This is a genomic window from Hydrogenophaga sp. (genome assembly GCF_026125785.1).
Taxonomy (GTDB): domain Bacteria; phylum Pseudomonadota; class Gammaproteobacteria; order Burkholderiales; family Burkholderiaceae_C; genus Hydrogenophaga.
Genome location: NZ_JAHCKL010000031.1, coordinates 18216 through 31615, shown reverse-complemented (window position 1 = coordinate 31615; position 13400 = coordinate 18216). Strand labels below are relative to the sequence as shown.

The following is a 13400-nucleotide window of genomic DNA, read 5'->3' as shown; positions in this document are numbered from 1 at the left end:
AACGGAAGACGATGCCGGTCAGCCAGTGGAAGTTGCCGATGAGGTAGGCGAAGGCGCCGACGTAGAGCACCTTGCGCAGGAGCTTGGCAATCACGTCGTCGCCCTGACCGGTGGCATGGCCCAATGCCCAATAAAGGCCTGCGATGGTCATGTCGATGACCACCAGCGTGGCCGTCAGGAAGGCGACTTCGCCACCAAGCAGACCGAAGCCCGAGTCGATGTAGTTCGAGAAGACGTCCAGGAAGCGATCGATCACTGAGATATCGTTCATGGCGCGCGTCCCGGGGCTCGTGCTTCAGTCGCCGTAGAACCGCACCGTCTGCGGCGTATACGGCGTGCCTTCGCCAAGAAAGCGCCGTCGCACCTCACGGGCGCGCTCGGTGGCCGCCGCCTGACGGGCCAGTTCCAACGATGCGGCACGATCCTGCGTCAACTGGAGCTGTTGCGCCTGAATGGACTGTTTGGCCTGCAAGGCCAGGAGCTGATTGGTCGCCTGCACGGCTTGCAGCGCGCCGGTAACCGACTGACTTTGGCCTACCAGCTCGGCGAGCACGCCTTCGTCTTCGTTGAGATTGCGCGAGACCTGCGCTTGCACGCGCATCGCCGTATGCAGTCCGTCGAGCGTGTATCGCCAACGCTCGCGCGCATCCTGCGCCATCTGGCTGCCACTGGTGGTCGCGGCGTATTCGCGCGGATACAGCCGCGCGAACTCGCTGTCGATGCTCGTCACGTCGTAGGCCAGACCGTGCGCCTCGGCGATCAAGCGTTCGGTAGTCGCCAGCGTCAAACGCAGCCGATTGACCACGTTGTAGTCGAGGCGCGCCAGATTCCGCGCCTGATTGATGAGCATCTGCGCTTCGTTCTGGAGCTGGCGGATCTGGTTGTTGATCTGCTCCAGCGTGCGAACGGCCGTGAGCGTGTTCTGAATCAGATTGGTCGGGTCGAGCACGATGTCGCCGACGCCGAACAAGGCATGGGCGGGCTGCGCGATACCGAAGGCGAGCACGCAGGCAGCGGTCAGCGCGGCGAGTTTCGAGGCATGGGTTTTCATGGCAGGTTCTCCTGGGGGTGGTCAGCGGTACGGAGGGAACCCGGCGCAAGGCCGGGGAACGAGGGCAGCAGGTCAGCCGCCCAATTGAGGCCGCGATGGCGCAGCCACGCGCCCGCGAAGCTGGGCGTGCCAGCGTCGGCGAGCACCGCGTCCATGTCGCGCTGGTCCTGCGGCGTGGACGCGCCCGCAAACGCCAGCGCCGCCAGCCCCAGGTCGAGGTCGAACAGGCGGTTGCCGAGCCGGGATTGGTAGTAGTAGTCGCGCTTGGGCTGCGCGGTGGCGACGATATCGATCTGCCGCCTGTTGAGGCCGAAGCCTTCGTAGATCGTGCGAATCTGCGGCTCGGTCGCCTGCGGGTTCGGCAGGAAGATGCGGCTGGCGCAGCTTTCGATGATCGCGGGCGCGATGCTCGAATCCTTGATGTCCGCCAACGACTGCGTGGCGAAGATCACCGAGACGTTCTTCTTGCGCAGCGTCTTGAGCCACTGGCGGATGCGTGCCGCAAACACCGGGTCATCGAGAAACAGCCACGCTTCATCGAGGATCAGCAGCGTAGGCGCACCATCAAAGCGTTCGTCGAAGCGCGCAAAGAGGTAATGCAGCACGGCCATGACGGCGGCCTTGCTGTGCATCAGTTCTTCCATCTCGAAGCATTGCACGTCGGCCATGCCCAGCCGGTCATGGTCGGCATCCAGCAGCTTGCCGTGCGCGCCACCCAGCACATACGGCGCGAGCGCCTGTCGCAGTGCATTCGATTGCAGCAGCACCGACAGGCCTGTCATCGTGCGCTGCTCCACCGGCGCACCGGCCAGGCTTCCCAGCGCCGACCAGATAGCCGTTTTCTCGTCGGGGCCGACGGTCACGCCTTCGTGCAGCAAGCGGCCTTCGATCCATTCGGCGGCCCAAGTGCGGTAGCCCTCGCGGTCGATGCGGGCGAGCGGCTGGAAGGCGATTTCGCCATCCGTGCCCAGGTCGTAGTGCTCGCCGCCCAGCCCGAGGATGGTGGCCCGCATCGAGCGGCCCATATCGAACGCGAAGATGCGCGAGCCGGGATAGCGGCGGAACTGCATCGCCAGCGTGGCGAGCAGCACCGACTTGCCCATGCCCGTGGGACCAGCCACCAGCGTGTGGCCCACGTCGCCAATGTGCGTCACCAGCCGGAACGGAGTGGCGCCATCGGTGCGCGTGACGATCAGCGGCGGGCCGTCGAGGTGGTCGTTCTTCTCCGGCCCGGCCCACACGGCAGACACCGGCATCATGTGCGCCAGGTTCAGCGTCGAGACGATGGGCTGGCGGACATTCGCATAGGCGTTGCCGGGGATAGACGACAACCACGCATCCACGGCGTTGAGCGTTTCGGGGATGGTGACGAAGCCGCGTCCCTGGATGACCCGCTCCACCATGCGCAGCTTCTCGTCGGCTGCGCCGGCGTCCTCGTCCATGACGGTGACGGTCGCCGTCAGGTAGCCGAAGGCGACTTGATCGCTGCCCAACTCCTGCAAGGCCGCGTCCGCGTCGGCAGCCTTGTTGTTGGCGTCGGTATCGACCAGCGGTGATTCCTGCTGGAAGATCGTTTCGCGCAGCAGCGCGATGACGTTCTTTCTTTTCGCAAACCACTGACGGCGCAGGCGCCCCAGCTCCCGTTCCGCCTCGGATTTGTCCAGGCACAGAAAGCGCGTACTCCAGCGGTATGCAAATCCCAGGCGGTTGAGGTCGTCCAGAATTCCCGGCCAGGTCGAGGTCGGGAAGCCGCGCACCGATGCCACGCGCAGGTGCTGGTCGCCCAGCATGGGCGCCAGGCCACCAACCAGTGCAGAATCGGTCAGCAGCGCGTCGATATGGAACGGCACTTCGGGTACCGCCAGCGAATAGCGCCGCGTCGAGACGGTCGAATGGAGGTAGGTCAGCGTCTGGCTGTCATCGAGCCAGGTGATTTCCGGCATCACGCCATCGAGCAGGTCGAAGACGCGATCCGTCTCCGCGCTGAAGGCTTGCAGCCGCTCGCGCCAGTCCACGCCATTCGTCGGCGTGTTCTCGTAGAGCATCTTGGCTGCGCGGGCGCGCGACTCCTCCGGCGGCAGATACACCAGCGTCAGGTGATAACCGCTCTCGAAGTGGTGGCCCGATTCCTCAAAGGCGGCCCGGCGCTCTTCCTCCACCATCCACGAAAGCGGCTCGGGGAACTCCGAGCGCGGGTAATCGGCGGCGGGACGGCGCTCGGCTTCGATGAAAAGTGCCCAGCCCGATCCCATGCGGCGCAGCGCGTTGTTCAACCGCGCCGACGTGGCGACCAGCTCGCCTTGTGTCGCGCTGTCCAGATCAGGCCCGCGAAAGCGTGCCGTGCGCTGGAATGAGCCATCCTTGTTCAGCACGACGCCCGGCGCGACCAGTCCGGCCCACGGAAGCCAGTCGGCGAGCAGCGCGGGCCGCTGGCGGTATTCGACGAGGTTCAGCATGGCATCACCTCACACGTCCAGCAGCGATCGGTGCTTGATGTGCCGCGCGAACACGGCCATGAACTGCGGATCGACGCGCGCGCCCCACACCGCCAGCGAATGGCCAACGATCCAGAGCACCACGCCGGGAATCCACAGTTGCAGGCCCAGCCCGACAGCAGCGGCCAGCGTGCCGTTGGCGATCGCCACGGTGCGCGGCGCGCCGCCCAGCAGAAGCGGCTCGGTCAGCGAGCGATGCAGCGGCACCTCGAAGCCGTCTGCGAAGGTGTCTGGGGCGCTCATACGACAGCCCCGCCAGAGAAGCTGAAGAAACTCAGGAAGAAGCTCGAAGCCGCGAACGCGATGGACAGGCCGAACACGATCTGGATCAGCTTGCGGAAGCCGCCCGACGTGTCGCCGAAGGCAAGCGCGAGGCCGGTGGCGATGATGATGATGACCGCAACGATGCGCGCCACCGGCCCTTGAATCGACTCCAGGATCGACTGCAAGGGGCCTTCCCACGGCATCGAGGAACCGGCGGCCTGTGCGGTTCCAGCCAGGAGCAGCAGCAGCGCGGCCAGCAGCAGCCCTTGCCCCGCAGGGCGAGCAAGGCTGCGCAGTCGCGCAAGGCGCAAAGCCGGATTCGGAAAAAAACGGAAAGCAGGAACGATCATCTGCGTCATGGCAGTTCTCCAAGTGAGTCAGGGGATGGGGAGGTCGCCGCAGCGGGTGCGGCATCGGAAAGTGGCGACAGCTCGGAAAGCGGCGTTTTCAGCGCGTCCGCCCCCCAATCCACCAGCCGGTAGCCCATACCGTCAAAGCCGACGACACGGGCGATGCTCTCGATGCGGCGCTTGCGCCCGCGTCCGGCGATATGGATCACCACGTTGACCGCCTCGGCGATCAACGCACGGGGCGGGTTCACCGCCACTTCGAGGATCAGTTGCTCCAGGCGCAGCAGTGCCCCGAGCGCGGAGCCCGCGTGGATCGTGGCGATACCACCGGGGTGGCCCGTGCCCCACACCTTGATGAGATCCAGCGCCTCGGGGCCACGCACCTCGCCAACGACGACACGATCCGGGCGCAGGCGCATTGACGAACGCACCAGCTCGGTCATCGACACGACGCCATGCCGCGTGCGTAGCGGAACGTGGTCGCGCGCCGCGCATTGCAGCTCCACCGTGTCTTCGAGCACCAGCACACGGTCGCCGGTGGCGGCGACCTCGGCGAGCAAAGCATTGGCGAGCGTGGTCTTGCCGCTGCTGGTGGCGCCGGCGATCAGCACGTTCTGCCGCTCGCGCACGGCGCGAACGAGAAAGCCCGCCTGTGCGCTGGTCATCATCCCGTCGATGACGTACCGCTCCAGCGGGATCACGCCGATGGCGCGCTTGCGCAGCGCGAAGGCCGGCCCCGGCGCGGCCGGTGGCAGGATGCCCTCGAAGCGTTCGCCCGTTTCGGGCAGCTCGGCGGACAGTAGCGGCTGGCCGCGATGGACTTCCGCGCCGACGTGGGCGGCCACCAGGCGGATGATTCGCTCACCGTCCGCCTCGGACATCTCCACGCCCATAGGCGCTCGGCCCGACGACAGGCGATCCACCCAAAGGGTGTGATCCGGGTTGAGCATGACCTCCACCACGTCCGGGTCTTCGAGCGCAGCGGCGATCAACGGCCCCATCGCCGTGCGCAGCATCTGGATGCGCCGGTCGAGCGAGGCCGCTGCGGACGAGCGCGGTTCGGGCGGGAATTGCGGAACGACACTCATGACGCACGCTCCTGTGCTTGCGCAGCCGCCGCCGCGTCCTCCATCCGCATTGGGTCTGGATGCAGTTCCTCCACCACGTCGCGCACCAGGCTGCGCCCACGCAGCAGGTGGCGGCCCAACTGCTCCACGAATTGCTCGAAGCGCGCCTTGCCTTGGGCGCGCGCGGCCTCTTGGTGCGCTTCGGGAACTGGCGTGCTGACGGTCAGGTAGTAGCGAATGAACAGCGCCAGCGTTTCGATGGCGATGTTCTGGTCGCGCTCCATGCGCTCGGCCTGGCGCGAGAGGCGATCCAGCCGCTTGGCAATGGCCGCCTCGCGCTGGTCGGCGGCATCGGGCGACAGCCACGATGCGAGCGCCGCCGCGACGATGGACGACTTGGACACGCCTTTCTTGGCGGCCAGCTCGTCCAGGCGCTTGGCGTGCTCCGACTGGATAAAGAGATTCAGGCGGTATTGGCTCATAGCTCGATTCCGTCGTTTGGGTTCAGCGATGCCAGCCGGGCCGTGCGCTGCATGGCAGGGTCAAGCTGGCGAGGAAGGGGAAGTGGCAGGTCGTCGTCATCGAGCAGTGCGAGGTCGGCTGCGGACGCGGCCAGCTCAGGGTCGTAGGCGACGGTTTCGGAGAGTTCGGGCTGACGGCGCGGGCCGCCGTCGTCGGCGCTGCCCATGTCATCAATGGGAACGGTGACCGGTGCGACTGGCACGGCAGGAATCGCCAGCGCGCTCCAATCGTCCGGGCGCAGCGGGGGCACGTCGGAGTACTGCCCGTCCGCCAGCGCAGGCGGCGGCAGCACGCGGCGGCTGAAATTGGTGTCCGCGTAGTAGCGCAGCTTCTTGGCCTTGATCGGCGGACTGCTGCCCACCATCACCACGGCCTCGTCGGGCGGAAGCTGCATGACCTCGCCTGGCGTCAGCAGCGGGCGCGCGGTTTCCTGACGCGACACCATGAGGTGGCCCAGCCACGGCGCGAGCCGGTGGCCCGCGTAGTTGCGCTGGGCGCGCAGCTCGGTGGCCGTGCCCAGCGTCTCGGAGATCCGTTTGGCGGTGCGCTCGTCGTTCGTGGCGAACGTCACGCGCACATGGCAGTTGTCGAGGATCGAATGGTTCTGGCCGTAGGCTTTGTCGATCTGGTTGAGCGACTGCGCGATGAGGAAACTGCGGATGCCGTAGCCCGCCATGAAGGCCAAGGCGGTCTCGAAGAAGTCCAGGCGCCCCAGCGCCGGAAACTCGTCGAGCATCAGCAGCAGCTTGTGGCGGCGTTCGATGCCGTCGGACCCATCGAGCGATTCGGTCAGCCGCCGGCCGATCTGGTTGAGGATCAGACGGATTAGCGGCTTCGTCCGCGAAATGTCCGAAGGCGGCACCACCAGATACAGCGACACCGGATGCTTGGCCGCGATCAGGTCGGCAATGCGCCAGTCGCAGCGAGACGTGACTTCGGCCACCGTGGGGTCGCGGTACAGGCCGAGGAAGCTCATGGCCGTGGACAGCACGCCGGAACGCTCGTTGTCCGACTTGTTGAGCACCTCGCGCGCAGCCGAAGCGACAACCGGATGCGGCATACCTCCTTGATCCAGGCCCAGGTGCGGCGTGGTCATCATCCGATGCAAGGTCAGCTCGAACGGGCTGGCCGGGTCGGAGAGGAAGTTCGCAACGCCGCGTAGCGTCTTGTCCTCGCCCGCGTAGAGCACATGCAGAATGGCCCCGACCAGCAGCGCGTGGCTGGTCTTTTCCCAATGGTTGCGCTTCTCCAGCGCGCCTTCGGGATCGACCAGGATGTCCGCGATGTTCTGCACGTCGCGCACTTCATGCGCGCCGTGCCGCACCTCCAACAGCGGGTTGTAGGCGGCCGACCTCGCGTCGGTCGGGTTGAACAGCAGGCAATGCGAGAAGCGCGAGCGCCAGCCTGCGGTGATTTGCCAGTTCTCGCCTTTGATGTCGTGGATGACGGCGGATGCGGGCCAGGAAAGCAGCGTCGGCACTACGAGGCCAACGCCTTTGCCGCTTCGCGTGGGCGCGAAGGTCAGGACGTGTTCCGGCCCTTCATGTCGCAGGTACTGGCGGTCGTGCTGGCCGAGGAACACGCCGGCCGGCTGCGTGAGGCCCGCCCTACGAATGTCCTGCGCGTTCGCCCAGCGGGCCGAGCCGTAGGTGGTGACGAGCCGCGCTTGGCGCGAGCGCCAGACCGACATGGCAATGGCAACGCACACGGCGACCATGCCACTGGCGCCGGCAATCGCGCCGCCAGTGTCGAACACCTCCGGTGCATACGCGCCGAAGAAGAACCACCACTCAAACAGCTTCCAAGGGTGGTAGATAGACGTGCCAAGAAAGTCGAACCAGGGCGAGCCAAGGCGTAGCTGATAGCCAAGGGCCGCTGCTGTCCATTGTGTGGCGCCCCACACGCCGGCGATCACGATGCCGAACACTACGGCGATCTGACCGAACAGCACGTTCGTCCCTTGCATGACCTGGCCTCCGATTTCTCCTGCGCTGATTCCTCATGGGAAAAGCGGCACAAGGGCGTGCCGCAGGCGTCAGGATCGGTGCCGGGTCAGTGCCGGTCAAAGACCGTTTCGGGCAGAAAGGTCGAGCAAAAAGACAGAATGCGCGCGATGGCGAACCAAAGAAAAGCGCCGCAAGTGCAGGCGCATTGCAGCGTGTCGAGCAGAAAGATAAAGTCGATGCGACGAACCGCCAACAATCAGAACTTGGGGGATTCCTTCGGTGGTGTGTATGGGGTTTCGCCGTCGCCATAGAACCGCTTGCGCGTGGCCTCGGCTACCCGATTGCACAGCACGTCGCCCAGCTTGGGGCGATCTGTCTTGCATTGCTGGCGCAGTTCCTTGAGCCGGTCGGGGTTGGCCGCCAGTTCTTCCACCGTCGGGATATTCGCTTCCGATGTGTTGGCCTTCTGAGGCGTTTCGGACTGGCCGCAGGCAGTCAGCGCGGCTGCAAGCAAGAATGGGATGATCCTTTTCATGGCGCAGGTTCCTCCAGGGAATCGGAGTAATGGCCCGGCTTGGGCCTTGGGGCTTCCGGTGACTCGATGGCCTGCACGCGCTCAATGAACCGTGCAAGCACATCGAACGGCTGACCTTCAGCGTGCAGCAGGTAGGTCGTCAGCGGCGGCACGCGCAAAGCCAGCGGTCGGGCCACCACGCCCGAGTCGGGGTTGGCCGCAATGCGCGCTGCGCCCGTAAATCCAAGCCCGAGGCCGGCCGATACCAACGCCATCATCAGATCGCACGTAGCGACCCGTTCTGCGACCAACGGCTCCATGTCGGCCCGGCGCAGCACCCGATCGACGAATTTGGCATGGCCTTCGCACACTTTCGGATCACATAGAACCAGCGGATAGCGCAGCAGTTCCTCCAAAGGGATGCGCTTGAATGCAAGCAGCGGATGCCGGGCTGGCACCGTCACTATGAGCGCGTCCCTCCAGACTGGTATGGCGACGATGCCGTCGCCCACTTCGTCGGATTGGGCAAACCCTACGTCGTACAGATCGTCATGCAACCCTTTGATCTGCTGCGACAGCGGCACCTCGAAGAAGCGGATTTCGACCTCGGGTTCTTCTAGGCGACACAACGCCAGCAAGGTCGGCAAGCGCGACGGCGTGATGCCATCCGACAAGGCCACGCGCAACTGCCCATGAAAACCGTTTGCTGCCGCTTTCACGCTTTCACGCGCTTGTTCCAAGGCAGCGAACACACGGCGCACATGCTCCAAGAACAATGTTCCGGCACGGGTCAGCCGTGTACTGCGCGTGGTACGGGCAAACAGCAACACGCCTAGTTCTTCTTCCAGCTCCTTGATGGCGCGCGACAGTGGCGACTGCTCCATATGCAGCCGCTCGGCTGCACGGGCAAAGTGCAGTTCTTCTGCAACAGCGAGGAAACAGCGTAGATGTCGGAGCTCCATTGTTTTACCTCTTGCCAACGCTTCCTGCCCGATCTTCACGCATGCCTTATGACCGGCAGCAATCTTGAAAAATTCGCATGAGATGCGTAATTATCACCCAAACATGAAAATTTTGTACAATCCTGCCATTGTTTGACCTCCAAGGCACCCACGATGCCCACCGACAACAACGAAGGCGAAATCCTCACCATCAGGCAGGTAGCCGACTACCTGAAGGTCACGGAACGGACGATCTACAGGTTGGCCGGGGCCAAGAAAATCCCAGCCTTCAAAGTTGGAGGGACGTGGCGGTTTTCGCGCGCAGACATTGACAACTGGATCAAGCAGCAGTCCTTGGAAGGACTCGACGCTGCGCGCGAGGGTGTCCACACGGCCAATGGCCAAACCAACGATGGAGTGCGTAAGTAATGCTTGGATTGACTCTTCGGGATGAGTTTCGGGGCAAGCGCCTCAAAGGGACGGCCATTGAGCTTTCCAACGACTCGAACACGGGTGCCACCCAGATCGCCGCACAGGCATTCTTGGAGATCACCTATCCCACCCACGATCTGCTGAAGGGCATCGAAGCCGTAGGCCCCAACCAAGGGCGGCCAGTGGTCGTGATCGGCGAGCGCGGCCTGGGTAAGTCGCACTTGATGGCAGCGCTCTACCACGCGGTCAACGATGCCGCATCGACGGGCGCATGGCTCAACTCCTGGTCAAGCACGTTGGGTGATCCCGGCATCGGCAAGATAGCACTGCGCGATGGCATGTTGGTCATTGGCGAGAGCCTGCACCGGCAACGCTACAAGTTCCTGTGGGACTTGCTGTTCGAACGCCACCCTCGCGGCGAATTCATCAAGGGCAAGTGGGAAGGCATGGGAGCGGCCAAGACCGACATCCCCTCAGACAAGCTCATCATCGAGCTGCTTGAGCATCGGCCCGCGATGCTCCTCCTCGACGAATTCCAGACTTGGTACGACGGCCTGACCAATACCAAGCAGTACCCCTGGAAGCAATGGGCGTTCAACTTCATCCAGATCCTGTCGGAGATCGCCAAAGAGCGCCCCGACCTACTCGTGTTGGTGATCTCCGTGCGCAATGGCGGAAGCGATGCTTACCAGCAGGTGCACCGCGTCAACCCGGTGGCCATCGACTTCAAGGCGGGAGGCAATGCCGAGCGTATCCAGCAGGATCGACGGCGGATGCTGTTGCATCGCCTGTTCGACAACCGTCTGCAGATTGCAGACGGCACCATCGAATCGCTGGTTGCGCAACACGTCTCCGAATACTTCCGCCTGCTGGATGTGCCGCCCGCCGAGCAGGATCGCAAGCGCCGTGAATTCACTGAGTCCTGGCCTTACGCACCGCACTTGCTGCGCCTGCTTGAGGAACAGGTGCTGATAGCCACGGATGCGCAAGAAACGCGCGACATGATTCGCATCCTGGCCAACCTCTACAAGAGCCGGGGCGAAGCGGTGCCTGTGCTCACTGCCGCTGATTTCCGGCTGGATGACGATGCCTCGGGCATTGGAGCGCTGCTGGATTCAGTGTCCAACGAACACCACCGCACCCTGCGCGAAAAAGCGCAGCACAACATCATTTCGGTGACCGAGGCGGTGTACGACCACGCCAACCTTGCCCCACACCTGCAAGAAATCCTGAGCGCGCTGTGGCTCCGCTCCATCGCCGTCGGCAATCTTGCCGGGGCCGATCCTGCCACGTTGCAGGTGGACATCACCCGCAGCAAGCCGGTAGATGGCAATGCCTTTCAGGTCGAACTGGCGACCATTGTCGAAAACAGCTTCAACATTCACCAGGATGGTCCACGGTTGGTCTTCCGCGAGGAAGAAAACCCCCGCGCCAAGCTGATGGCCTGCGCGCGCAACGACAAGCTGTTCACCGATGGTTCCGATCAGGTGCAGCTTGCCAAGCAGGTGCGCTACGTCATCGGAGGCAGCGATGAGGTCGCTAAAACCTTCCGCGTGATTGCCCTGCCAAAATCGTGGCAGAACGATCCGTGGACATCGCTCGACGAAGCCGAGCAGCCGGAGCGCTGGGATGACCGGCTGCCCATTCTGGTGCTGCCAGATGAGCCGGAAAAAATGGACCAGACACTGGGCCGCTGGCTCAAGGACCACCTGCAAAAGCGCCGCAACACCATTCGCTTCTTGTTGCCCCGTGCCGGCTCCACCAACGCCTTCCAGGACCGTGACCTCCTCATCCTTGCCCGCGCCGAAATGAAGGCTCAGGAATGGAGTGGGCAGAACCCCGAATACAAGAAACTTCATAAGGAATTTGAAGGCACGCTGCGCGAGAACCTGAAGAAGCGCTTCGATCGGTTTGCCATCCTGCACCGCTATGACCACCAGAACCCGCAGCAATCCCTGTTCAGTGTCGAGCACCTGAAAAAGCAAGGTGCTCAAATCCCCGAGGGCATCGAAGAAACCCTGACCAACGACCTCTTTGTTCCCGAAGATTTCGAAGACCTCGTTCTTGAAGCCGCCTCGGAGAACGCCCCCCTCGGCAAGCTGCTGCGTGAACTGCAAGAGCCTCGCCCTGCGGGTCAGGATTGCATCCCCTGGCTGGGGGAAACCGCGATGAAGGAACGCATCCTGCGCTTGTGTGCGCGCGGCAAGATCGCCATCAACCTGCGCAATCTGGAGCACCTTCAAACCCACGCGGGCGAGGACGAGGAAACTGCATGGCGGCGCTTGCGCCCCAAGCTCTCCTACACCGGGCGTCAGCTTGATGAAGTGTTCCTGATGGAACCCTCGGCGGTGCCCGCGACCGGAGGCACCACGCCACCCGCGCCGCAGCCGCCTGCAGGCGGCAACGGTGGATCGGGCGGCGATACTTTTGGTGGCGGCACCACCACTCCGCCCGTCTCCCCTTCCGGTGGCGACAACACTCCCGGCGGTGGCACATTGCCGAATGGCGGCGACATCTTTGGTGGCGGCACAAGTACCACCGCCAAATCGCGCACCCCGCTCTCTAACCCGCCAACCTCACCGCTCAACCTGATCGGCAAGCTCGAAGGCTGGGGCATTGGCCCGGCCACGCCTGTGGCAGAAGTCTCGATCAAGGTGTCTGCTGGTCAGAACACGCAGATTACGGGCGCGCAGCTCAAGGAACTGCTCAAGAAGCTGCCTGATGGCATGACTTTTGAGCTGAGTCTTGAGAAGGAGGACAACTGATGGCGTTGGATGCTCAAATCTTGCAGCGCCTGACCCAGGACAGTCCCAAAGAAGCGTGGCGCATCATTACCGATCGGGTGCTGGAGATTGCCTCGAAACCGCTGGCCGAAGGCAATGCCCCCAGCGAGGTGGTCAAGCGAGACCGCGAAATTGCCGAGCTCGATTTGTTCCTGGCCTCCAGCGGCTGGGATCTGTGGCGGGTCTTTGGCCAACCCGAAATCTGTGGTGTTGAACGTACCTCAGACCGGCTTGCGCGTTGGTGGAGCGAACCCGGCTATGGCCACAGCGTCGCGCGCGCCGTGCTGATTCTGGATGCCCTCTCGCTGCGCGAACTGCCCTGGCTGCTGCAAGGAGCCAAAGATCGTGGATTCACCCTGCACACAGTGGGCGCCACAGCATCCGAACTGCCCAGTGAAACCAACCCGTTCGCCCGCGCATTGGGGCTGACCAGCCGCAGCCAGCTACAAGCCAACGGCGGCGGTTTGGCCCACAAGCTGCAACCGGCGCAGACCGAAACCATCGACCTGCCGTGGAAGGACTGCGAGGGTTTGGTGGACAACGCATCGGGCGCGAAGAACTGGGTGTTCTGGCATCACTGGCCAGACGTCAAGCTGCACGACTACGGCGCGGGCCAAGGTCTGGAGCTGCTGACCAGAGATGCCGCGCAGCAACTTTCCAGTGACGACTTTTGGAGCTTTATTGAGCGCCTCGCCACTGGGCGGCGCTTGGTCATCACATCCGATCACGGCTACGCCGCCACGGGCTACTTCCCCGATGCCGATGGTGAGGTTGCCTCGCACCTCAAGCAGACTTTTTCAAGCGGTCGCAGCAAGGCAGGCAATGGCGACGCAGGCCCCTTCGTTCCTCCCGTCGCCTTGCAAATCGACAGCCCGCATGGCGCACACCTGCTGGCGCTGGGGCGCAGAAAGTGGCGCAGCCAAGGCGGCTACCCGACTTTGACGCATGGTGGTCTCTCGCTGCTGGAAGTGCTGTCACCTTGGCTTGAGATAAGTAGATGAACGGGTTGGAACATTTTTTTCGGAGCATGGGCTA

Annotated in this window: 13 protein-coding genes; 3 read left to right on the top strand and 10 right to left on the bottom strand. The window is 63.8% G+C overall.

From position 1 onward, the window contains the following. The 10 genes from KIT53_RS19425 to KIT53_RS19380 all read right to left on the bottom strand — a co-directional run. A partial coding sequence (locus tag KIT53_RS19425) for a type IV secretion system protein (protein ID WP_297756050.1) occupies window positions 1–271 on the bottom strand: 271 nt, incomplete at its 3' end. Between the two features lie 24 nt (window positions 272–295). Beyond that, a complete protein-coding gene (gene trbJ, locus KIT53_RS19420) occupies window positions 296–1051 on the bottom strand; it encodes a P-type conjugative transfer protein TrbJ (protein ID WP_297756048.1) in 756 nt (251 codons plus the stop codon). Beyond that, entirely contained in the window at window positions 1048–3507 is a 2460-nt protein-coding gene (gene trbE, locus KIT53_RS19415) for a conjugal transfer protein TrbE (protein ID WP_099605288.1), read from the bottom strand. Before trbE ends, trbJ begins: the two co-directional genes overlap by 4 nt. A 9-nt stretch (window positions 3508–3516) precedes the next feature. After that, entirely contained in the window at window positions 3517–3789 is a 273-nt protein-coding gene (locus KIT53_RS19410) for a VirB3 family type IV secretion system protein (protein ID WP_150359734.1), read from the bottom strand. Continuing rightward, window positions 3786–4169, bottom strand: coding sequence for a TrbC/VirB2 family protein (locus tag KIT53_RS19405; protein WP_099605290.1), 384 nt, complete (start codon window positions 4167–4169; stop codon window positions 3786–3788). Before KIT53_RS19405 ends, KIT53_RS19410 begins: the two co-directional genes overlap by 4 nt. Beyond that, on the bottom strand, window positions 4166–5248 hold the full coding sequence (gene trbB, locus KIT53_RS19400; RefSeq protein WP_099605291.1) for a P-type conjugative transfer ATPase TrbB: 1083 nt from the start codon (window positions 5246–5248) through the stop codon (window positions 4166–4168). Before trbB ends, KIT53_RS19405 begins: the two co-directional genes overlap by 4 nt. Then, on the bottom strand, window positions 5245–5709 hold the full coding sequence (locus KIT53_RS19395) for a ribbon-helix-helix protein, CopG family (RefSeq protein WP_099605292.1): 465 nt from the start codon (window positions 5707–5709) through the stop codon (window positions 5245–5247). The genes trbB and KIT53_RS19395 overlap by 4 nt, the downstream gene beginning before the upstream one ends. Next, window positions 5706–7715 carry a conjugal transfer protein TraG gene (locus KIT53_RS19390; protein WP_099605293.1) on the bottom strand — a complete coding sequence of 670 codons (2010 nt, stop codon included), beginning with the start codon at window positions 7713–7715 and terminating at the stop codon, window positions 5706–5708. Before KIT53_RS19390 ends, KIT53_RS19395 begins: the two co-directional genes overlap by 4 nt. A gap of 236 nt (window positions 7716–7951) precedes the next feature. After that, window positions 7952–8230, bottom strand: a complete 279-nt coding sequence (locus KIT53_RS19385; RefSeq protein ID WP_099605294.1) for an EexN family lipoprotein — start codon at window positions 8228–8230, stop codon at window positions 7952–7954. Next, the gene (locus KIT53_RS19380) at window positions 8227–9171 is read right to left on the bottom strand and encodes a LysR family transcriptional regulator (RefSeq protein ID WP_150360007.1); all 945 of its coding nucleotides are present in this window, start codon (window positions 9169–9171) and stop codon (window positions 8227–8229) included. Before KIT53_RS19380 ends, KIT53_RS19385 begins: the two co-directional genes overlap by 4 nt. 153 nt (window positions 9172–9324) lie before the next feature. On the opposite strand from KIT53_RS19380, the gene KIT53_RS19375 reads away from it, so the two are divergent. The 3 genes from KIT53_RS19375 to KIT53_RS19365 are packed head-to-tail and all read left to right on the top strand — an operon-like array spanning window position 9325 to window position 13366. Continuing rightward, on the top strand, window positions 9325–9579 hold the full coding sequence (locus tag KIT53_RS19375; RefSeq protein WP_099605296.1) for a helix-turn-helix domain-containing protein: 255 nt from the start codon (window positions 9325–9327) through the stop codon (window positions 9577–9579). Next, window positions 9579–12347 carry a DUF499 domain-containing protein gene (locus tag KIT53_RS19370; RefSeq protein WP_279735282.1) on the top strand — a complete coding sequence of 923 codons (2769 nt, stop codon included), beginning with the start codon at window positions 9579–9581 and terminating at the stop codon, window positions 12345–12347. Before KIT53_RS19375 ends, KIT53_RS19370 begins: the two co-directional genes overlap by 1 nt. Continuing rightward, window positions 12347–13366, top strand: coding sequence for a hypothetical protein (locus tag KIT53_RS19365; RefSeq protein ID WP_150359732.1), 1020 nt, complete (start codon window positions 12347–12349; stop codon window positions 13364–13366). Before KIT53_RS19370 ends, KIT53_RS19365 begins: the two co-directional genes overlap by 1 nt. Window positions 13367–13400: the final 34 nt, after the last annotated feature.